Genomic DNA, 23,305 nt, shown 5'->3' with positions numbered 1-23,305 from the left:
ATAACCTCTTTATTCTTTCAGTAACAGGGCGGCTTCTTTTCCCTTGAAAACCAAAAGGCTTAAATATTTACGATTCTGTATCATTTGATTATGAAAATTTTAAACTGTTTGAGAACAATTCAGGAAAAAACATCCTTCATATTTGCTAGGTCTCTATAAAGTTTTATATATAAAAATATGTATTCTGGGAATTGGTATTTATAAATAAGGTAATTAGATTAATTGGAAAACGGTATAAAGGATAATCTTCTTCTCTCCTTTTACCACATAGATATTCTTAAATTATTCTACCATGATCAGATTTAGGATTAAGTTAACATGTAAGAGAAATAGGTAACTCTTGTTTTTATTCGTTAACACAAAAATAGGGTTGATGTTTTTGTTTTTACATATTTTCACTACAACAAAAACTCAAAAAAGAACTAAATTAAACACTACATCAGTACTACACATAAAATATAATTATCTATATATAAGATATATATAAAATTTAATAAGATTTGTATAATTTCCACATAGATCAAAAAAGTATATCCAAGTCGTCCGAAAATAATATAAATAATAACTCCTTGCCCAATTTTAAAATCTAAAATAGTAGTAGTATTAGAAATATATTGGTTATTTTTTCTAATCGATTTAAGCTAAATACATAGCACTTTCACTACTACAAATAATATATATAGCACCTGTATATCAAACTATTAAAACAAAAACAAACTTTACACCCATTTTTTATAATTATATTTGTATATTTGATACCAATAGGAATATAAATGTAGAGATCCAGAAGAAAACATTAACTTCATATGATATCAACTGCCCATTTGAAATTTCGATAGTTAACCATATTTTATAAAAAAATATAACAATAAAAATTAAATTCAAATATATAAGAGGATTTATCTAGTAGTAGCGCAACTCGATTGATCATATGATAAACACATCGTTGGGAAGATGAATAAACACATACTATCTTTTATATCTTCAGTAATAATTGGAATATCACTAGTTGTTCCTGCACATTCCACGTCTATCTGGCAGCGTAAAATCACGAATTATGAACGAAGCCAGTACAAAGCCGGATTTCAGAACTGGATGATAACACAATCAGACAAAGGATGGATATATTCGGCAAACTCAAATGGCTTGTTAGAGTTCGATGGAGTAAACTGGACATCATATCCAATAAGAAATAATGTGATACGGATTATTAAAATTATTGATAACAATATATATATTGGTGGGAGTTCCGAATTTGGCCTTTTTAAACCAAATGCAATCGGTCAGCTAACATACCGCTCGCTATCAGACAAAACAAAAAATTGGGGAGGAGAAGTTTGGAATATAGAGGATGGGGGAGATGTGATCTACTTTATAAGTGAACGTTATATCCATATATACCATAAAAAGGCAGGAAATGTCAGCATGATAGATTCCGATACGAAAATAGACTGTTCTCTTTTACATGAAGGAACATTGTATCTGGCAACACCTAATGGAATCTTTTATCTAAACTCGAATAACAAACTAACATTACTGGAAGCATCCGAACTATTGAGTGGGCATAAAATTGTAAGCCTATTATCATACAATAAAGATATATTAGTAACATCGGCGAAGAAAGGTTTATATCTGTTAAATAAAAACAACATACAACAAATTAACTCCATAGCTGATAGCTTCATACAGAAGAATCAATTATTTAGCACAGCCATATCAGGATCAAAAATTGCTATTGGATCAGTCCAAAACGGCGTCATCATATTCGACCTAAAAGATCCGTTCTACAAAGAAGAGTTTAATATTAATAATGGCTTAAAGAATAATACAGTTTTAGGATGTTTTTTTGATAGTAATCAAAACTTATGGCTCGGACTTGATAAAGGGATAAGCTATATAAGCCTCAATTCTCCCATCAGGCCATTATTTGCAACAGTATCACCGATCGGCACAGGATACAGTAGCGCCATGTACAATAATGAACTATATTTTGGGACTAATCAGGCTCTTTATAAGCTGGATAAAGATAATCGGTATCAATTAATAAAAGGCTCGGAAGGGCAAATCTGGTCTACCAACATAATAGATAATACACTCTTTAGTTCGGGGGATAATGGTATAATGGTAATAACCCCCACAGAGACGTACAAAATAGACCTTCTAGGAGCTTGGGAAACTCATGCCCTAAGCGAAGACAAGAATAAGCTTATGGTTGCTACCTATTCGGGATTCTGTATTCTGAAGAGGGAAAATGGACGTTGGATGTTTTCACATAAAATCCCCGAATTTAGAGACTCATTCCGAGGATTTATAGAAGATGACGAGCCCTATAATTTTTGGGTGGCAAATGCGAATGGTACCATGCGCCGACTAACCTTCGATAAAAATTTTGAGAAAATAATCCGATACAAGACCTATACGCTAAATAATAATGCTTTCGATTCCAATATTATTATCAGGAAGATAGAGAACAATCTGGTTATATGTACCCGCAACGGAATACTCCAATATAGCCGGATAACAGACTCGTTCGATCATTATACACAACTCGAGTTGATGCTGGAAGGACCAAAGTATTATGAATTTCTCTATGTAGATAAATACAAAAACATTTGGTTTGTTGCCGATCGCAATCTAAAAGTTTTAGCATATAGCGAAGGTAAATACCAAGAATATATACACAATTGGGGGCTTTCGAACGAACTGATAGACAGCTATGAAAACATAAACATGATCGATCCCGAAACGGCTATTGTAGCCGTTGATAATGCCTTTGCAAGAATAGACATGTCAAGAAAAAATGGGAAATTCTCAACTATAAATACTTACATCCGAGAAATAACTTGTAGTAAAAACGACAGTATCTTAAGCTATGGCAGCAGCGAAAAAAGACTTTCATTGCCATACTCATTAAATTCTATAAAAATAAATTTTGCAGCAACCTTCTACGATCATTCCTCAGATATATTATATAGCTTCAGGCTGAAAGGAATAGATGACGATTGGAGCATCCCCTCGACCAATACTGTTAAAGAATACACAGGTCTCCACGAGGGTAAATATGTTTTCGAGGTAAAAGCATTTATTGATGGCAACCCCGATTCTTCGAGCATTACGTCATTTAGTTTTACAGTCCACCCCCCTTGGTACAGGTCGGTACTAGCTTATTTGCTTTATTCATTAGCTATAGTGATTTTAATACTTATCATCTATAAAAAAACAATCAGTAAGCAAAAGAAAATTATACATCAGAAGGGTGAGGAGCTAATTGCTCAAACCAGACGCTATGAAGAAGAAACAAAGCTGAAAGATGAAGCGATATATGAGCTACAAAACGAGAATCTGAAAAATGAATTGAAATATAAGACGCAAGAGCTGAATGGTTATATGCTGAATGTGATCCGTAAAAATGAGATGCTCGAAAATGTGAAACGAAATGCATTAAATATATCCAAAGCCATTGATGAAGAAAAACAAATAAGCACAATCAAACAAAAGGTGATGAGCCTAATCAGTCAGATCAATACCAATATTGAGCATGACACTGACTTCGAAATATTCCAATCAAACTTTGACCTGATACATCAGGATTTCTTCAAGCTACTTGACGAACGGTTCCCTAATTTGACACGCAATGATAAAATACTGTGTGCATACCTCAATATGAACCTTTCCTCGAAGGAAATAGCACCATTGCTCAACATATCGATACGGGGTGTAGAAGTAAACAGATACAGATTACGAAAGAAAATGGATCTGGATAGAGATGTAAATTTATCAGACTTCCTGCAAAGCTTGAAACAATATGTCTGACATTTTGACAACAACAGGTAGACTAACCGACGCTGAGAATATTCAGTCCCCTTCGATTTTCACTATTTAACTTACAGATATTGATATTTTGTCGTAAAACATATTGAGAAATATACTCAATATATTTTAGGATAAAAATATAAATCTTATCTTCGAGAGATGTAACCAAGAATCAAACATCATGGACATCAGACTTGATAATAGATTACCCGAATATCCGTCTTTTGTTGAAGGGATACGCCGTGCACCCGATAGAGGCTTTAGGCTCAGTGCTGCTCAGACAATAACTGCACTTAAAAATGCTTTGCGATATATTCCCGTCGAATTACATGAAACCTTAGCTCCTGAGTTTCTCAAAGAGCTTAAAACGCGGGGACGCATCTATGGATACCGTTTCCGTCCACAGGGAGACATCTTCCCGAAGTCTATCGACCAATATAAAGGAAACTGTATCGAAGGAAAAGCCTTTCAAGTAATGATAGATAATAACCTTTGCTTCGATATCGCATTATATCCGTACGAGTTGGTTACGTATGGCGAGACAGGGCAAGTTTGTCAAAACTGGATGCAATATCAATTGATAAAAAAGTACCTTGAAGTACTTACGAGAGATCAGACCTTAGTTATTGAGTCCGGACATCCTCTTGGTCTGTTCAAATCGAAGCCTGATGCTCCGCGAGTCATTATCACAAATTCTATGATGGTGGGTATGTTCGACAATCAGGTTGATTGGGAAATTGCGGCACAGATGGGTGTTGCCAACTATGGGCAAATGACAGCCGGAGGATGGATGTATATAGGACCACAAGGTATAGTACATGGTACATTCAATACATTACTAAATGCCGGACGGAAAAAACTAGGCATTCCTCAAGATAAGAACCTGGCAGGCTATCTGTTTGTTTCGTCAGGCCTGGGAGGCATGAGTGGAGCACAACCCAAGGCTGCCGATATAGCGGGTGCTGTTTCTATTGTAGCCGAAGTAGATCTCTCTCGTATCGAAACACGTTTCAGACAGGGATGGGTACATCATATAATATCCGAAGCAAAAGAGGCTTTTGATATGGCTAAACAGGCCCAAAAAGATAAAAAGCCTTGTTCCATAGCTTATCATGGCAATATTATTGATCTGCTGGAGTATGCAGAAATAAATCAAATTCACATAGACCTACTTTCAGACCAGACCTCCTGTCATGCAGTATACGAAGGCGGCTATTGCCCTGTTGGGATATCATTTGAAGAGAGGACAAGATTATTAAAAGAAGATAGGCAAACATTTCACAAGCTAGTAAACGATTCTCTTAAACGTCATTTTGAAGTTATCCGCAAACTAGTTGCTAAAGGCATATATTTCTTTGATTATGGCAATTCTTTCATGAAAGCCATATACGACTCGGGTATAAAAGAAATATCTAAAAATGGTATCGACGAAAAAGATGGCTTTATCTGGCCTTCGTATGTGGAAGATATTATGGGACCCGAATTGTTCGATTATGGATATGGGCCTTTCCGTTGGGTTTGCCTCAGCGGAAAACACGAAGACCTCATCAAAACAGACCATGCGGCAATGGAATGCATCGACCCTACACGAAGGGGACAAGATAAAGACAATTACGAATGGATCCGCGAAGCTGAAAAAAATCAACTTGTAGTTGGTACACAGGCACGTATCTTATATCAAGATGCGCTGGGGAGAATGAATATTGCCTTACGTTTCAACAAACTGGTTAGAGATGGAGAAGTCGGCCCGATAATGTTGGGGCGCGATCATCATGATGTAAGCGGAACAGATTCTCCATTTCGGGAAACAGCAAATATAAAAGATGGCAGCAATGTAATGGCAGACATGGCTGTACAATGTTTTGCCGGAAATGCGGCAAGGGGAATGAGCCTCGTTGCGCTTCACAATGGTGGAGGCGTTGGCATTAGCAAAGCTATTAACGGAGGATTTGGATTAGTTTGCGATGGTAGTGAACGAATTGACGAAATTATACGTTCATCTATGTTATGGGACGTGATGGGAGGAGTAGCACGCCGTTCGTGGGCACGAAACGAACATGCAATCCAAACTTGCGAGTCTTTTAATGAGACTCACAACGATGGTTATCATATCACTATACCCTATATTGCAGACGATGAATTAGTAAAGAATATTATAGAAAATAATTAATGAAGAAACTTATCACAATTATACTTCTGCTTTTATCAGCTAATGTTTTTAGTCAGAATATAGACCTAAAAAAGATAGCCGATCAAATTACCGAAGAAGGAAAATACCTTTACCGTCTCGAAATTACAGCATGGCATGGGACAGATATTTTTACAAAAAGCTTCAAAGAGAAAGAGCGCATCGGTGGATATTTCTCCTATATTGATAATGGAACTGCAAAGTGTTTGTTCTTTTCAAGAAGCGCAAACCCAAAAGTAATTGGAGTCGTTTCGTTCGGAGATATCAAAATAGTAGAAACAGCAACTATAGACTTCAAGGAACGAGACTTCAGGGAAGATGAAAAGCAGCTGTTTACTATACGGCAAAAAGCTTTAGCCGAAATACAGGAAGACAGCGTCTTATTCAAGACATATAGCAATACAAGCTTCAATCTTATCCCCTATATCCGCAACGGAGAAAAGAGAGTATATGTATTAACCGCACCAAAGGTTACAGGAGTAATGCTCTTCGGAAACGATTATCTGCTAACGTTTGACGAACAAAACAATGTGAAAGAGAAAAAAGAAATTCACAGAAATCTAATTCCTATCGACTTTGACGGAGGAAAAGATGCCGTAGTCTCTGTTCACTCTCATGCTCCTGAGACAGGTGACTTTATTACGCCTACTGATATTTGTACGTTGATGCTTTATGCACAGTATGCCGGATGGGACACACATATCGTACTTTCCGACAATTATGTAAGTATCTGGGATTGTGATACCGAAACACTTACCTTGGAGACAAGAGCAGATTATGATAAAACGAAATAAGCAGGATAATAAGTAAAATTAAATCCTGCCTGTCATCCTGAGTTACGAAGGTTCTCCAAAAATATCTGCACGCTATAAAAAAGGTAGTAACAAGTCTTAATAAAATAATATCATGAGTTCAAACAAAATCGTTGAATGCGTACCAAATTTTAGCGAAGGACGCGATCTTGAGAAAGTAGAAAAGATTGTAAATGCTTTCCGTGCCAAGGAAGGAGTTAAGCTGTTAGACTATAGCACAGACAAAGACCACAACCGTATGGTAGTAACCGTTGTGGGCGAACCCGATGCTCTAAAAAAAGCAGTGATAGAAGCTATAGGCATAGCAGTACAAGTAATAGACCTTAACCACCACAAAGGACAACATCCCCGTATGGGCGCTGTTGATGTAGTTCCTTTCATTCCTATCCGCAATGTAAGTATGGAAGAAGCCGTCAATCTCTCGAAAGAAGTAGGACAGGAAGTCGCAGAACGCTATGGATTGCCGGTATTCCTTTACGAAAAAGCAGCATCTGCTCCTCATCGCGAAAATCTGGCTACAATCCGGAAAGGAGAGTTTGAAGGACTGAAAGAAAAGATGACTCTACCCGAATGGAAGCCCGATTTTGGACCCGATCAGCCACACCCAACAGCCGGAGGTGTTGTTATAGGGGCACGCATGCCGTTGGTAGCATACAATGTAAACCTGAATACCAACAAGCTCGAGATAGCGGACGCGATAGCAAAGAAGGTACGATTCTTAGGTGGTGGATTACGCTTCTGTAAGGCTATGGGAGTGGAACTGACAGAAAGAGGAATCGTACAAGTCTCGATGAACCTGACAGATTTTACTAAAACAGCTATCTACCGTGCTCACGAATTGGTAAGAATAGAAGCAAATCGCTACGGAGTATCTGTTGTAGGAGCAGAAATCATCGGTCTTGTTCCGATGGATGCCCTGATAGATACGGCAGCTTACTATCTGGGGCTTGAAGATTTTTCGACAAAGCAGGTATTGGAAACACATTTGATGGAGTAGACTTTCCTTGTCATTCTGACCAAAGGGAAGAATCTTTTGTCTCAATAGAGTCGAGATGTTTCGTTACACTCAATATGACAATAATGGATAACACATGAAAAAAGGAAACATCATTATAAAAAACGCAGCACAATTAGTTACTTGTTCCGGCTTTTCGGCAAAGAAAGGAAGAGAAATGTCTAACCTATCGATCATCGAAAACGGATCAGTCATTATCACAGGAGGTATAATCACATTTGTTGGCAAAAGTGCAAATTGCCCTCCGCTGTCAGATTTTCCCGAACATATAATCATTGATGCTACAGGTAAAGCTGTACTCCCCGGATTTGCGGACTCTCATACACATTTTGTTTTTGGAGGCTATCGCGAGGAGGAATTCTCATGGCGCATGCGGGGCGACAGCTATATGTCTATCATGGAGCGGGGCGGGGGAATACACAATACAATGACAGCGACCCGCAATGCTTCTTTTGAAGAACTGAAAGAGGCCGGACGCAAAAGGCTCGACAAAATGTTCGCTATGGGTGTAACCACTGTAGAAAGTAAGAGCGGTTATGGAATGGACAAAGAGACAGAGCTTAAACAATTGGAAGTGATGAAAGCCCTGAACGAAGAGCATCCTATAGATATCGTAAGCACTTTTATGGGAGCACACGCCACACCACAGGAATATAAAGGCAGAGAAGATGCCTTCTTAGACTACCTGATAAAGGAAGTGATACCTTTAGTAAAGGACAAGAATCTGGCGGAGTGCTGCGACATATTTTGCGAAAAGAATGTATTTGACATACAACAATCACGAAGATACTTAACAGCAGCTAAAAATCTAGGCTTTAAACTAAAAATACATGCAGACGAGATCGTGACACTCGGTGGAGCTGAACTGGCTGTAGAATTAGGTGCATTATCGGCAGACCATCTGCTACAGGCATCAGACAAAGGAATTGCAGATTTAGCAAATAGCAATACTGTTGCGACCTTATTGCCATGCACCGCATTTTCTCTGAAAGAAGATTATGCACGAGGCCGATATATGATAGACTCGGGCTGTGCTGTCGCTTTAGCCACAGACCTCAATCCAGGAAGCAGTTTTACAAATTCCATACCTCTGTTATTTGCTTTGGCATGCATTTATATGCAGCTTTCGCCCGAAGAGGCTGTTACTGCGCTCACTATAAACGGAGCGGCAGCTTTAGGAATAGCAGACAAGATTGGTAGTATTGATGTGGGCAAGCAGGGCGATTTAGTGATATTGGAATATCCTTCTTACAAGTTTCTGCCTTACCATATAGGAATGAATATTGTAGAAAAAACAATTAAAAATGGAGTTATTTTTAATTAACAATTAATTTTCGGGCTTAAATTTATCTATTATAGAGTATTTTATATTAAGTTAGAGGGATAAAAAAGTAACAACCGAAAACATCAAAAAACTGTTACTTTTGTTACTTTTTAACAATTAAGCGTTTTACTATGCAGAAACAATAAAATCTATTATAAAAACTATCTTGGTTCTTGTTTTAATATGTTTTATCATACTGCCGGTAAGAGACATTCCATATACTAATGGAAAAGGAAATGACAAAAAGAAAGAAAAACATATTGCTAATAATTTTTATCTTTCCGATAACTATCATTATTGGTATGTTGTATTTTGTCAAACTGGGAGGATACTTTATTTTAAATAAAGCAGAGACAGGCATATATATAAATGATATTAAGAATAGTCCCGAGCTGCCAAATAGATTCTATGAGATATACAATATAATCTATCCGGATGCTTTAGATAACAACGCTTGGGAGCATTTCTTAAATAAAACGTTAGAGAAGAATGATTCCCCCTGTGCATGTGAGGAAGTGATCTACATAAGCTGGCATCCCCTACACACAAAGACATCTGAAGTAATACTACTCACATCTTTGACAGAAGATTACGCATCACAAAAAGAGTGCTTGAGATATTATGCCTCAAAATTTGTATTCCCTAATAAAATAATAGGGGTGCGGAATGCTGCTGTACAATATTTTCATAAACAAATTTATTTCTTGAGTGATTCAGAGTTTACAGAACTCATATTAATAATGAAAAATCCATTCATTTATAATAAAAAACGCTATCCGAATAGAGTGCGAGCAGACATAAATAATATTCTTAAGAAATTACATAATTCTTAACCTTTTAAATTGTAGTACCATGCTAGTAAACCTATCAGTTAAAGATTTTTTAGCAAAGACAGCAGGAAATGACCCTGTACCCGGAGGAGGTAGCATTGCAGCATTAAATGCAGCAATAGCATCAGCATTGACAGAAATGGTAGCCAATCTTACCATTGGTAAAAAAAAGTATGAAGACAAAGAAGGATTGATGAAAAAAATTGTCGCTATAACAGAAAACTATAGGGCAAGCTTTATGAAAGATATAGATGCCGATTCGGAAGCATACAATAATGTTTTCGCCGCATTCAAACTCCCCAAAGAAACAGACGAAGAGAAAACAGAACGCAACAATCAGATACAGGAAGTAACCAAAATTGCAGCAGAAATACCAATGGAAGTAGCACGCAAAGCCGTGGACATAATGGATGTTATAACACAGGTAGCTGACCAAGGCAATCAGAATGCTATAACGGATGCCTGTGTAGCTATAATGACAGCCCGCACTGCTGCGATAAGTGCTATATTGAATGTAAAAATAAATCTTTCCTCAATCAAAGACATAGAATATGTAGCGCTAATGACACAGGAGGCAAACTACCTGGAGAGCGAAGCCATCATGAAAGAGCAGGAGTTATTGAGTAGAGTAAGTAAAATACTATAAGTTTATGAAGAATGTCTATTATATCGGTTCCGGAGAGTTGGACTTCGAAATCATTGAACAAATAATCAACAAAAACCTCAAACTAGAATTAGCAGCTGAGGCTAAAGAACGTATACAAAAGTGCAGGGATTATCTGGATCAAAAAATAGAGTCGCAAAAAACACCGATGTATGGCATTACCACAGGTTTCGGTTCGCTCTGCAACAAGAACATATCTCCGGATGAACTTACACGCTTGCAGGAGAACCTTGTTAAATCACATGCTTGCAGCGTAGGTGAAGAAATCTCTCCTGTTATTGTCAAGCTGATGATGCTTCTCAAAGCGCACGCCTTATCATTGGGATATAGCGGAGTACAAGTTATTACTGTACAGCGGATAATCGACTTTTTCAATAACGATATTATTCCCATCGTTTGCGATCGTGGTTCACTGGGAGCATCAGGCGATTTAGCTCCACTGGCAAATCTATTCTTACCCCTTATTGGTGTCGGCGATGTTTATTATCAGGGGCGTAAACGTGAAGCGATGAGCGTTCTCGATGAGTTTGGATGGAAGCCAATCCGCCTGATGAGCAAAGAAGGGCTGGCTCTGCTGAATGGAACGCAGTTTATGAGTGCGAATGGCGTATTCGCTATGTTGAGAGCATTCAAACTATCTAAAAAAGCGGACTTAATAGCTGCCCTTTCACTCGAAGCTTTTGACGGTTGCCTCGATCCGTTTTTAGATTGCCTCCACCAGATGCGTCCGCATAAAGGACAAATAGAAACCGCCGATAATTTCAGAAAACTACTTGAGGGAAGTGAGCTTGTCGCCAGAGAAAAAGATCATGTACAAGACCCTTACTCTTTCAGATGTATTCCTCAGGTACATGGAGCAACAAAAGACGCTATAAGATATGTAGCTTCGGTACTGTTGACAGAGATAAACTCAGTAACGGATAATCCGACCATCTTCCCCGACGAGGATAAAATTATATCGGGAGGAAACTTCCACGGACAGCCCCTCGCTATTTCATACGATTTTTTGGCAATTGCCTTAGCCGAATTAGGAAACATTTCGGAAAGACGTGTAGCCCAACTAATTATGGGACTACGAGGACTACCTGAATTTCTCGTGGCTAATCCGGGAGTAAATTCGGGGTTTATGATACCTCAGTATGCTTCGGCTTCGATGGTTAGCCAGAATAAGATGTATTGTTATGCTGCATCGAGCGACTCTATTGTTTCATCCAATGGACAAGAAGACCACGTGAGTATGGGAGCCAATGCTGCGATTAAGATATTCAAAGTAATGGATAACTTAAATCATATACTCGCCATCGAATTGATGAATGCGGCTCAGGGAATAGATTTCCGTCGTCCTGCAAAAACATCACCGATACTCGAAAACTTCCTGAAAGAGTATCGCAAAGAAGTAGCCTTCGTAAACGACGACATCGTTATGTATAAGGAAATACACAAGACTGTAGCTTTTCTGAATAGAATATCACTTGAGTTTATGGACTGAGAATTTGTTGTTTAGTATAAAATTTATAAAAAAATATAGTAAAGTAAATATTTGCATTATAGTACTGTCAAGATCAATAAGTTAAAATAACTTCATAAAAATATCTTTAGTATGTGATTTTTAATTGGAAAGATTGTCTTATTAATATAACATATTACAATCTAATATTTGATACTTAATCTTCTCATACTATGCGCAGATATGACATTGACAGTTTACGAGTAATCGCCTTTGCTCTATTGATTTTCTACCATGTGGGAATGTTTTTCGTTCCGTGGAGTTTTCACATAAAAAACTCGGTGATATATGAAGGAACTGTTTTCCCGATGCTTTTTCTCAACCAATGGCGGTTGGCTTTGCTCTTTGTAATATCAGGAATGGGAACTTACTATGCTCTGACAAAGCGAAGTGCTATCCAGTTTGCGATAGAGCGTCACAAAAGGCTTCTAATTCCACTTATCGTAGGTATGATCTTTGTCGTTCCACCACAAGTTTATTTCGAACGATTAGATAAGGGGCAGTTTAGCGGCAGCTATTTTGATTTCTGGCCTAAAGAAGCATTCATCGGATCATATCCCGAAGGGAATATATCGTGGCATCACCTATGGTTTATACTTTACCTACTGATATTCTCTATGGTAATGCTTCCGGCTTTTCTTTATCTGCGGAAGCATCCCGAAGCATGGCTGATAAGAAAACTGAAAGCCATCGTATCAAAAGCTTTTGGACTCTATATATTCATCATACCACTCTTCTTATGGCAGTTATTTCTAGCACCTTACTTTCCGCAGACAAACGGGCTAATAAATGACTGGTACAATCTTGTTAATTATTGTACATTCTTTTTCTTTGGTTATCTGTTAATTTCATTGAAGGATTCTTTTTGGGATGCAGTAACTAAAAACAGACTGAAATTTCTGATTAGTGGTATCATTGGGTTTCCTCTGTTGATGTGCCTTTGGTATGTGATCGGTGATTTTCCTTTCAAGGGTGAGGTGCAAGCTTTGGTCAAGGTTTTTAATGCCTGGTCATGGATTTTAACGTTGATTGGCTATGCCGCTATATATCTCAACAAACCAAGTAAAATAGTGGCATACGGAAACGAAGCTGTATATCCATTTTATATCCTGCATCAAACAATTATCATTGCTTTGGGATATTATCTGAAGTATGTCGATATAGGGTTCTTTCCTAAGTTCTCAATCATGGTGATAGGAACATTTACTATTACATGGCTGATATACGAATTTGGGATAAGACGCTATTCTATCATAAGGCCTTTGTTTGGGATGAAGTCTAAAAATAAGAACAAGGCTGATATATAAAAAAAACGGCTAAAGGAGTTCAGATTATCTTCCTTTAGCCGATCTTTTATAGTTATTTTTATTTCTCTGTCAGCAAATCGTCTACTACTTTATTGAAGTCTTGTTTAAACTCCTCATAAAACAGTCCGGTAGCAGGACCATTGAATCCGGTGTGTATCTTTCTTACAATTCCTTTCTTATCGATAAAGATAGTAGTAGGATAACCCATTATTTTACTCACCTGCGGAAGAGCCTTAGCAGTAGCATCATCACCCAGCTTGCCTGCAAACAGGATTTCATAATCTACATTGTAACGCTTAACCAAGCGGGAGAGCACAGTCTTTACATATTCCGGATCATCTTTACGCTCAAATGCCAACCCGATGATTTCAACACCTCTCTTACTGTTTTCTTTATACCATGGAGATAGATATTCCATTTCGTCTAAACAATTTGGACACCAACTACCAAGGATAGAAACAATTACCACCTTGTCTTTGTAACGAGGATCGGATAAAGAGACTTTCTGACCTTCTACATTAGGGAATGTGAAATTGAGGCGATCCTCTCCTTTCTTCATATAAGCTAAACTATATGGATCGGCAAGAGCAGCTTCCGCATTGCGTTTACCAACAAGCTTTGTTACACCTCGTGTGGTATAGAATTCCCCTGTAAAACTATCATTTCCTTCAAACTTTCCTTTTATCAGATATGGACTAAGACCCGCAAATGCAGAAAACTGAAAGCCATCGTTTGTCAAAGCTCCTTCGAGATAACGAAGGTCTCCTGCATTGGTCAGAATAGAGCCGGTAAGAATATTTTTATCCTGACTGAAAATCCCTACATTGTGAGCAGTATCTCCTTTTTGTCCTATAAACTGGATATCCCATTTACCGGCAAGGGAAATCTCTGTAGCTTTGTCCGCAACTTCAAAGCGCGGAGCATCACTTTTTTCTGCCGAGAAAGATACACCCTCATCGTTATCTATAAATAGCTTTTTGAATTTCCCTTCAAATTTACCATTGGCTATTTTACCTGTTAATACAGCATCATAAGCCAATATTGGAATAGTTACCGTATCGTTGGAGTAAACCACACCTTTGAGTGGAACACGCTCTGCCCCATTTATCAGATACACGGTTGTTGAGTCTGTTGCAGAACCTTCGACGTCAAACAAGAATGGAAATTTTTGATCTGAAATAGAGAATTCACCTCTCCATTTTCCGTCTGTCAGCTTATGTTCCGATGCCTTATTACAAGACATTAGTACAAATGCAGCAGCCATCATTATTAAATATTTCTTCATATCTTTATTATGCTTTTGTTTGATGTAAAGCTACAAACTACTTTTTAAACACCCACAATTTTGTTTCTATTTTATCATTACCCTGTGCAGACAGAGCTTCTTGATAGTTGCCTTTATTCACATTCTGTTCCTTAGTAGGATAGTATAAACGTCCCGGAACACCCCCATCTCCAAACAACGGATCGAAACGATATGTTACTCCTGCGCCATCTATCGTCCCTTGAAATACAACATCTCCTTCTTTTACCAAGAATGAAGGATAGCCTGTACGGCGATATTCACTCCATGATTCGAGACCTTGCATATAGAGAGCGATATATTTTTGTGTCAAAACATTCTCTTTACTAGCAGCAGGAAGAGACTCCAAATAAGTATTCACATTGTCGGCTGAGACTCCCCACTTTTCGAGAGAAGCCCTAACACCTGATGCATAATCAGCCTGAGACCAAGAATTATATTCTGAGACTAAGAACTTTACTTCGGCATATTCCATCAATACCTCAGCATAGTTTGCCGCATTGATAACTGCTCCCGGCAAACTCACTCCTGTTGCTGCGAATTTACCCGCCTGATCGTTTGCTAAGCCATAAGGAAGTCCTACATAAGTATTAGTAGCTGTTGCCGGCAAGGCATATATCGGTAAACGAGGATCAGAAACGGGCAAAATTGTATTCTTCCCTTGAAGCAGATCCACAAAGATTTTAGATATAGCAAAGTCTTTCCGGTTGGCTGTAACCGTAGCTCTATATAAAGGAGCTTCGTTAGGAGAAGTAGTAGAATACTTGAATGCTGCATTATCAGCATTACTTGTAAACACACCTTTACTCAATGCATCCTGAAAGTGTTCTTGATACAAAGCCTGATTCTTATCTTTTATACGTGTAGAAAAGCGTAGGCGCAGCGAGTTTGCAAACTTTGCCCACTTCTGATTGCTACCTGCATAAATAATATCGGCCTTGCCAAAAGTTGTTTCCGATTGATATTTGATCAATGTATCTCCGGCTGCTTTCAGCTCATTCAATATGTCTGCATAGATTTTCTCCTGCGACGCATACTTAGGGGTTATATTCTCAGGGTTTTGTTGTAGTGCCTGAAAGTCTTCATCTTTATTGCCGTAAGATTGATAAGGGATATTCCCAAACACATCGGTAAGAGCATAGAATGCATACGATTTCAATACACGGCTTATTGCTATCTGAGTAGCATTACGTCCTGCACCATTAGCGGTTGCCACATCTTTTGTTAAAGGATCAGTATTCAACTTTACTACCTCCTCCAGATTGTTTAATGTTTTATATAACCCCTTCCAGTAATCATCAGAATAACTAAAAGGAATATCATAGCGTGACTGGGTAGTATATGTATTCTGAGAAAAATACTGAACAAACAACATGGAACCTCTCAACGATGCCTGTTCGCTACGGAGATTATCAACCAGCAATTTCTCAGCAGAAGTGATTAAAGAGGTGGTTGGCACTGATGTTGGGCGGTTGGGATCTTCATTTATATCATCAACACAAGAGGACAATAAAATTGAAGCGAATAAGCCTAATATATATAGTTTATTAATTTTCATACAGATAGTTTATTTTAAAATTTGAAACCAAGATTTATACCGTAGGTCACAGGAGTAGGTAGGTTACCGCCTTCTATCCCTTGTACATTACCACTACTATTAGTTAGTTCGGGATCGATATCCTTGCTCTTGGTATAAATATTCCATAAGTTGCGGGCATAAGCCGTTACGTTTATACTCTTAACTTTCCATTTTGGAAGATTGAATGTATATCCAAGAGTCAACTCACGAAGCTTAATAAATGTAGCATCAAAAACGGTATATGCTGTTGGCCCGTTATACTGATTCTGTGCCCATGCCTGAGCAGTTACACGCTTGTCGTTTGTAGCCGTATTAGAAACAGTATATGTTCCGTCGGCATTAAATACAACATTACCGGTAACGCCATCAAGTACAATACCATCTTCACGAATATTATTTGCTGCTGTAGATTCTAAGATACCTGAGTACATACCCACTTTGTAAGTCTGAGAGAAGAACTTACCACCAACACGCGAATCGATCAGGAATCCGAATGTAAAGTCTTTGTATCTCAACTGATTCTGGAAACTCCATAAGAAATCAGGCAATACGCTCCCAAGCGAAGCAAACTGATCGGTACGCATATATACGCCATCACTGTTTACTACCTTCTTTCCATCAGGTGCATATACAAAATCATAGCCTTTTATCTGTCCGTAACTCTCGCCTTCTTGTGCGACAAGCGAAACCAAAGTATTACTCAATTGTAATGTATTGACTGCATCAGACAATTTGATAATTTTATTACTGTTTTTTGAGAAGTTTGCAATTGCTGTCCAGTCCCAATCTTTTTGACGGATCGGATTCACGGTCAACGTAGCCTCAATACCCTTGTTGTTTATCTTCCCTGCATTGATCAGTTTATAACTATATCCGAAAGCATCTGATGTAGGTAATTGTATGATCTGATTACGACTATTATTATTGTAATAAGTAACATCCAATCCGATCAGATTATTAAATAATTGCAATTGCAATCCGGCCTCCCAAGATGATGTAATCTCAGGTTTTAGATTAGGATTATTTAATTTATCTGATAAAGTATAAGATATATTTCCATCAAATGCATTCAAAGCCTCATAAGTTTTATACAACTGATAAGGATCAGTATCGTTACCAACTTCTGCCCAGCCTAAGCGGACTTTACCGAATGACAGCCAGTTCTGATCTTTAAATGCCGGAAGCTCTGTGAATACAAAAGATGATGTAAGGGATGGGTACAAGAACGAATTATTATCTGTAGGTAAGGTCGATGACCAGTCGTTACGGATAGTTCCATCTAGGTACAACATACTTTTCCAGCCATACGAAACACTTCCGTATACTGATGATATTGCTTTCTTATAAAGACCTGTAGACGGGTTTATAATGACAGAGGAAGCATTATTCAAGCTATAATATGCCGGAATCATAAGTCCGCCGGATGTTTGTATATCGCTTACACGTCTGTTACGTCTCATATAATTGGCCCCAAGGTTAGCGATTAAAGAGTGATCACCCCAACGGTTATTTGATGTTGCCAAGAATTCATAATTAAACTCATCAAACTTTTGGGAATATTCCTGATACATCGACTGCGAACGAGAGTAATATGCAATACGATCTTGCGAATTGTATTGATACACATCACCATTTATACGTCCTGTCAGACTCAACCATTTAGTCGGGGTAATCACTAAACCTATATTACCATACAACCTGTCTCTGTTCTCTTTCAGATAACTTTCGTAGGCTGACCAATAAGGATTATCTATATATTTTGTTTTCTCGGCAGCTGTTGTATTTTCCCAGCTTGTACGATTCCATGCACGAGGTGTACCATCGGCACGTTTATATTCACTTAATCTTTTATAATCTACCTGTACTTGTCCCCATTGATATGCTTCGAGGATAATATTACGGTTCGAAGCTCCTGTCCACGGACGACCTGTAGATTTATTATTTATATAGTTTACATTTCCGAAAAATGAAACCAGATCTCCTTTTGTACTACCCGATATATTCACTGCATTTCTGCTCAAGGAAGAATTGGGTACTGTACCTTTTACATTCTTATTGGTAAATGATACACGAAATGCACTACATGATGAATTCTTTGAAAACGCTATATTATTTGTATTGGATACTCCTGTACGAAAAAAGTCGGTAACATCATTCTTTGGATAAACCCAAGGCTCAGGATTCAGGTAATCATTGGCATACTCAGGATCGAGATTATACCAGTGCAATACAGGTGTCCCGTCGAGCTTTGGCCCCCAGCTCTCATCAGCCGCGTAATCTACCACATTGTATTCTTTTCCGTCTATGGTTACCTTTTGGAACGAAGTACTATATCCACCACCATATAATTTCTGACGTTTGGGCAGTCTTACTACATTTTCAAGCTCGATACCCGTATTTACCTGAATATCTAAACGATCTGTATTACCGCTACCTTTTTTTGTTGTTATCAGTATCACACCATTTGCAGCACGTGTTCCATAAAGAGCTGCAGCCGAAGGGCCTTTCAATACATTTATATCTGCTATATCGTCCGGATTTATATCCTGTATTGTACTTCCAACATCTTTTCCTGCACTACCATTAATTGTAGAAGAGGTATTCATGTCGGTATTATCGAGAGGTATTCCGTCGATAATATACAATGGCTGATTATTTCCTGTAATCGAATTTATACCACGCAGCGTTACACGAGAAGATCCTCCCATATTTCCTCCACTAGATATAACTTGCAAGCCTGATATTTTTCCAGAAAGAGCACTCAACGCATTGGTTGGTCTTGTCTCGAGAGCTTTCCCGGATACGGCTTGTACGGCATAACCCAAAGCCTTTTTTTCGCGAGGGATATTTAATGAAGTCACTACAACTTCATCCAATTCGGTACTATTTTCTTTCAAAACCACATCTATCGGTTTGTTCGATAATACTTCAACCTGATGTGTTTCAAATCCTAAATATGAGAATATCAGAATTTCGTTTTTTTTCACTGATATGGAGTAATGACCATCTATATCCGTCAGGGTTCCCGACTGAGCATTACCCTTCACTTGTATTGTCACCCCGGGCAGGTCTGTACCTCCAGCATCTGTTACATGTCCTTTTATAGTGTATATGTCGCCTATTTGTGCGGAAACAAATAAAGTAAGAACAGTAAATAATAACAGTAACTTTAATTTTCTAAAATTTAGCATAACCTTTTTATAATTTAACTCAAACAATCTTTATAGATATATTAGATATTTATTTGTTAAAAACAGATAATATCTATCACAAAAGTATAATGAGCAAATTAGGTATGAAATCCCCTTGATGTGGTATATTTATACCTCAAACATGGTATGCTTTTTATGAGTTTGATAAAATGGCCATCCGTATGAAAAAATCGACATTTTCATAAAACACTAACGAGCAACAATATAAAATCGCCCAGAGATTTTAGTTTGTCTGCTTAATCTACATCTACTATTTCAGGCAATTTAACATTTAATGCCTGACCTATCTTATACAATGTTATTATTGTTGGATTTGTACGCCCTTTTTCTATTCGTATCAGATTATTATATTCTATATCCAGCATATCTGCCAAATCCATTATGGATAAGTTTTTACCCTCCCTTATATTCCTGATTTTCAGACCAATTTTCCTTTTGAGGATCTCCTTGTCCATATTTAAACTATCATTAATGATTGTTGTTAAAGAAAATTGTTTAGATTTGCATTTCAACAATCTTTAATGATTGTTTTGTTAAAAGGAGTATGCTGAAAATCCTATTTAACAGAGTAAGCCCAAATATTAAACATTTTTAAGGAGATGCCCGCCATGAAAACATAGTATTCAAAAGCCTAAAACCAAAATCACACCACACCTTAATCAAAATCCCAAAATTTAAAGTCGATTATTAACAATTTTACTTAAAATTGATGAAGACACAACAAAAATTTAATACCCGGCCTATCAGATCATTCAAAATGTTTTCCTTATTAACTTTTACAATAGCAGGAATCACATTATGCCCATACAACCTTCAGGCCTCCGACCGAAACGATACGAATAAAGCCATAGTGCACGAAACAGCACCTTTGCAAAAAGGTAAAACAGTAACAGTAACAGTAAGCGACAATGTTGGCCCTGTAGTTGGCGCCAATGTAGCGGTAAAAGGAACTACAAATGGAAATATCACAGATATCGATGGAATAGCCAGATTGGACAACGTGCCCGAAAATGCTACTTTGCTTATTTCATTTGTAGGATATATATCGAAAGAAATATCCGTAGCCGGGCAAACATCTTTTAACGTACAGCTACAAGAAGACACCAAAACACTGGATGAGGTAGTCGTAATTGGATATGGTACATTAGAGAAGAAGCAAGTAACCAGTTCGGTAACATCCATATCAGCAAAAGACCTGATGACAGGAGTAGGCGGATCGGACGTATCCTCCGCTTTGCAAGGTAGAGTTAGCGGACTTATTATGAACAATATCGGTAGTGCAAATGCAGGAACTACATTCCAGCTGCGAGGGATGACTTCTATAAACTCAGGGAAGTCGCCTCTTATCGTTATCGATGGGTTTCCGGGAGGGGACATACGCTCACTCTCGCAAGACGATATCTTGACTATCGACGTCCTTAAAGATGCCTCTGCCGGAGCTATCTATGGAACACGTGCTGCATCGGGTGTAATACTCATTACCACCAAAAGCGGATCGAATACAAGCGGTAAGGTGAAAATGACCTACTCGACCGAAATGACAAAGAAACAAAATTACGGAGCTCCAGAGATGCTAACAGGAAGAGAATATGCAGAGCATAAGATCGGTACAGATTATGGTACAGATACAAATTGGTGGAAAGAGCTTATCAACGATGATAACTTTTCACAAAAACACCATCTTTCTCTCGAAGCCGGAACAGAGAATGCCCAAATATATTCTTCCTTTTTTTATGAAAAAAATCAGGGAATTTCAATCAAAGATGAACGTCAGGATTATGGAGGAAGATTTAACGCCAACTTTAAAGTTCTTGATGGATGGCTCGAAATCAGACCGAGCGTAGATTATCGTCAGGCGATGCGCAATAACAACTATCCAAACTTCCAGCAGGCGATGCGCAACAACCCAACCAGATCTCCTTACGACCCTGATAGCGAAACAGGATACAATGTATGGGCTAATGAAACACTGGATTATAACGTTTTAGCTGATGCTAACCTAAGTACTTACGAAGGATTGGACAAATGGTTTAAGCCTGAAGCTACTTTCAAATTGAATATAAAACCTATACCCGGCCTGTCATTCCAGCAAGTAATAGGATATGAAAACCGCCAGTGGGAATACCATTTCTACAAATCGCGCTATCACCGAGAAGAGATAGAAGACAGACGAAGAGGAGCCGCAACCCTCACTTTCGACAAAACAGAAAATCTTACTTCCGAAGGTTTCGCAACTTACATCAAAGAATTTGATGGCGGACATGTACTAAATGCTGTGGCCGGGTATTCTTATTTTGAGAAAAACGGTGAAGGATTTAGTGTTTCCAATTACGATTTCGATGTGGATGGGATAAAATTTTGGAATATCGGTGCGGGGTCGTACCTGAGTGACGGCAAAGCCGGAATGAGTTCAGGCAAGGATATCACAGAACGTTTATTCTCTGTATTTGCACGTGCCAATTATTCCTATCAAAACAAGTATCTATTACAGGCTTCACTCAGACATGAAGGTTCATCGAAGTTTGCCGCAGACAACCGCTGGGCTGATTTCTGGTCTTTATCGGGTGGATGGCGCATCTCTGGTGAAAAGTTTATGAAAAATATAAGCTGGATAGATGACCTCAAAGTCCGGGTTGGCTATGGAGTAACAGGAAATAACGACTTCAGCTCCTCTTATATGGCAGATATGCTGGGCTCTGATGCGTACTGGATGCTTCCTGACGGAACATGGGCATACTCATTTGGTAAAACTCAAAATATAAATCCAAATCTGGGATGGGAAGAAAAGAAGGAATGGAATTTCGGTTTGGATTATTCGCTTTTCGATGGTCGCCTATATGGTAAATTCGATTATTACAGACGTAAGATCGACAACCTTATCTACAGTGTTAAAGTTCCTCAACCACCATTCACACAAGGTTCTCAGTACCAAAACATAGGAAGTATGGAGAGTAAAGGATGGGAGTTTGAAATTGGCGGAGACATCATCCGCACTAAAGATTTCACATGGAACAGCAACCTCAATTTAGGTCACAATTCAGGTAAGATTCTTACTCTTTGGGGGAATAATACATATTACAACGGAAATGGTTTTCCTGCCCCGGGTAGCCCGGGAGATGCAGCACGCATAGAAGAAGGTTCTACAATAGGTGCGTTCTATCTTTGGAAGTTTGCAGGATTCGACGATGATGGAAAATTCTTACTCTACAACAAAGAAGGAAAAATAATACCGGCATCCGAAAAAACCGAAAATGATAAACAATACATCGGAAATTATACACCTAAGCTCATCCTGGGATGGAGACACACCTTGCAGTATAAAAATCTCGATATGGGAATCAGTCTGCGAAGCTGGATCGACTTTGATGTATACAATGCCCTAAACATGTACTTCGGAATTCAAGGGCAGGGAAATACGAATGTATTAAAATCAGCATATGGCGAATTCAACCATATTAAAGGGGAAAAACAAATCTGTGATTACTATCTCGAAGACGGTACATTCTTAAAGATAGATGCGATCACACTCGGGTACACCCTTTCTATGAAGAAATATACGAAACTGATAGACCGCCTACGCATATACGGAACCGTAGGTAATGTTTGCACCATTACCGGCTATAGCGGCATGAACCCCCAAGTGAATATCACAGGATGGGAAGGTGGTACGGAAAAATTCTGGTCAAGAGATGATTTTTATCCTACAACCCGCACTTATACATTAGGTCTTCAGTTAAATTTCTAAACATAC

The 23,305-nt window shown here is 38.2% G+C and carries 14 protein-coding genes; 10 read left to right on the top strand and 4 right to left on the bottom strand.

The features are described from left to right. Window positions 1-954: 954 nt before the first annotated feature. The 9 genes from QOX35_RS02575 (at window position 955) to QOX35_RS02535 (ending at window position 13,460) form a co-directional block, all read left to right on the top strand. On the top strand, window positions 955-3,813 hold the full coding sequence (locus tag QOX35_RS02575) for a triple tyrosine motif-containing protein (protein ID WP_283685663.1): 2,859 nt from the start codon (window positions 955-957) through the stop codon (window positions 3,811-3,813). A 181-nt stretch (window positions 3,814-3,994) separates the two neighbouring features. Continuing rightward, on the top strand, window positions 3,995-5,983 hold the full coding sequence (gene hutU / locus QOX35_RS02570; protein WP_283685662.1) for a urocanate hydratase: 1,989 nt from the start codon (window positions 3,995-3,997) through the stop codon (window positions 5,981-5,983). Continuing rightward, entirely contained in the window at window positions 5,983-6,795 is an 813-nt protein-coding gene (locus tag QOX35_RS02565; protein ID WP_283685661.1) for a hypothetical protein, read from the top strand. The genes hutU and QOX35_RS02565 overlap by 1 nt, the downstream gene beginning before the upstream one ends. A 112-nt stretch (window positions 6,796-6,907) precedes the next feature. Continuing rightward, a complete protein-coding gene (gene ftcD, locus QOX35_RS02560) occupies window positions 6,908-7,810 on the top strand; it encodes a glutamate formimidoyltransferase (protein ID WP_283685660.1) in 903 nt (300 codons plus the stop codon). A gap of 94 nt (window positions 7,811-7,904) precedes the next feature. Further along, window positions 7,905-9,152, top strand: a complete 1,248-nt coding sequence (hutI, locus tag QOX35_RS02555) for an imidazolonepropionase (RefSeq protein ID WP_283685659.1) — start codon at window positions 7,905-7,907, stop codon at window positions 9,150-9,152. 236 nt (window positions 9,153-9,388) lie between these two features. After that, the gene (locus QOX35_RS02550; RefSeq protein WP_228093942.1) at window positions 9,389-9,985 is read left to right on the top strand and encodes a transglycosylase domain-containing protein; all 597 of its coding nucleotides are present in this window, start codon (window positions 9,389-9,391) and stop codon (window positions 9,983-9,985) included. 19 nt (window positions 9,986-10,004) lie between these two features. Continuing rightward, complete coding sequence (locus tag QOX35_RS02545) at window positions 10,005-10,628, top strand: cyclodeaminase/cyclohydrolase family protein (RefSeq protein WP_283685658.1); 624 nt, start codon at window positions 10,005-10,007, stop codon at window positions 10,626-10,628. 4 nt (window positions 10,629-10,632) lie between these two features. Beyond that, window positions 10,633-12,135: a histidine ammonia-lyase gene (gene hutH / locus QOX35_RS02540; RefSeq protein ID WP_283685657.1), complete on the top strand. Its 1,503-nt coding sequence runs from the start codon at window positions 10,633-10,635 to the stop codon at window positions 12,133-12,135. A 191-nt stretch (window positions 12,136-12,326) separates the two neighbouring features. Further along, window positions 12,327-13,460, top strand: coding sequence for an acyltransferase family protein (locus QOX35_RS02535; RefSeq protein ID WP_283685656.1), 1,134 nt, complete (start codon window positions 12,327-12,329; stop codon window positions 13,458-13,460). A gap of 58 nt (window positions 13,461-13,518) precedes the next feature. On the opposite strand, the gene QOX35_RS02530 is transcribed toward QOX35_RS02535, so the two are convergent. The 4 genes from QOX35_RS02530 to QOX35_RS02515 all read right to left on the bottom strand — a co-directional run bounded on the left by QOX35_RS02530 (window position 13,519) and on the right by QOX35_RS02515 (window position 20,009). Then, window positions 13,519-14,745, bottom strand: a complete 1,227-nt coding sequence (locus QOX35_RS02530) for a TlpA disulfide reductase family protein (protein WP_283685655.1) — start codon at window positions 14,743-14,745, stop codon at window positions 13,519-13,521. Between the two features lie 37 nt (window positions 14,746-14,782). Further along, window positions 14,783-16,321, bottom strand: coding sequence for a SusD/RagB family nutrient-binding outer membrane lipoprotein (locus tag QOX35_RS02525; RefSeq protein WP_283685654.1), 1,539 nt, complete (start codon window positions 16,319-16,321; stop codon window positions 14,783-14,785). A 14-nt stretch (window positions 16,322-16,335) separates the two neighbouring features. Further along, a complete protein-coding gene (locus tag QOX35_RS02520; RefSeq protein WP_283685653.1) occupies window positions 16,336-19,533 on the bottom strand; it encodes a SusC/RagA family TonB-linked outer membrane protein in 3,198 nt (1,065 codons plus the stop codon). A gap of 257 nt (window positions 19,534-19,790) precedes the next feature. Beyond that, window positions 19,791-20,009, bottom strand: a complete 219-nt coding sequence (locus QOX35_RS02515) for a helix-turn-helix domain-containing protein (protein ID WP_006841523.1) — start codon at window positions 20,007-20,009, stop codon at window positions 19,791-19,793. Between the two features lie 254 nt (window positions 20,010-20,263). On the opposite strand from QOX35_RS02515, the gene QOX35_RS02510 reads away from it, so the two are divergent. Beyond that, window positions 20,264-23,299, top strand: coding sequence for a SusC/RagA family TonB-linked outer membrane protein (locus tag QOX35_RS02510; protein ID WP_283685652.1), 3,036 nt, complete (start codon window positions 20,264-20,266; stop codon window positions 23,297-23,299). Window positions 23,300-23,305: the final 6 nt, after the last annotated feature.

The organism is Dysgonomonas sp. Marseille-Q5470 (genome assembly GCF_951230145.1).
Classification (GTDB): Bacteria; Bacteroidota; Bacteroidia; order Bacteroidales; family Dysgonomonadaceae; genus Dysgonomonas.
Note: the sequence above shows the minus strand (reverse complement) of the source record. Positions and strands in the feature narration are given on the sequence as shown.

Coding starts and splice junctions, on each gene's coding strand:
- QOX35_RS02575 (WP_283685663.1), top strand. CDS start 955: ATGAATAAACACATACTATCTTTTATATCTTCAGTAATAATTGGAATA.
- hutU (WP_283685662.1), top strand. CDS start 3,995: ATGGACATCAGACTTGATAATAGATTACCCGAATATCCGTCTTTTGTT.
- QOX35_RS02565 (WP_283685661.1), top strand. CDS start 5,983: ATGAAGAAACTTATCACAATTATACTTCTGCTTTTATCAGCTAATGTT.
- ftcD (WP_283685660.1), top strand. CDS start 6,908: ATGAGTTCAAACAAAATCGTTGAATGCGTACCAAATTTTAGCGAAGGA.
- hutI (WP_283685659.1), top strand. CDS start 7,905: ATGAAAAAAGGAAACATCATTATAAAAAACGCAGCACAATTAGTTACT.
- QOX35_RS02550 (WP_228093942.1), top strand. CDS start 9,389: ATGACAAAAAGAAAGAAAAACATATTGCTAATAATTTTTATCTTTCCG.
- QOX35_RS02545 (WP_283685658.1), top strand. CDS start 10,005: ATGCTAGTAAACCTATCAGTTAAAGATTTTTTAGCAAAGACAGCAGGA.
- hutH (WP_283685657.1), top strand. CDS start 10,633: ATGAAGAATGTCTATTATATCGGTTCCGGAGAGTTGGACTTCGAAATC.
- QOX35_RS02535 (WP_283685656.1), top strand. CDS start 12,327: ATGCGCAGATATGACATTGACAGTTTACGAGTAATCGCCTTTGCTCTA.
- QOX35_RS02530 (WP_283685655.1), bottom strand. CDS start 14,745: ATGAAGAAATATTTAATAATGATGGCTGCTGCATTTGTACTAATGTCT.
- QOX35_RS02525 (WP_283685654.1), bottom strand. CDS start 16,321: ATGAAAATTAATAAACTATATATATTAGGCTTATTCGCTTCAATTTTA.
- QOX35_RS02520 (WP_283685653.1), bottom strand. CDS start 19,533: ATGCTAAATTTTAGAAAATTAAAGTTACTGTTATTATTTACTGTTCTT.
- QOX35_RS02515 (WP_006841523.1), bottom strand. CDS start 20,009: ATGGACAAGGAGATCCTCAAAAGGAAAATTGGTCTGAAAATCAGGAAT.
- QOX35_RS02510 (WP_283685652.1), top strand. CDS start 20,264: ATGAAGACACAACAAAAATTTAATACCCGGCCTATCAGATCATTCAAA.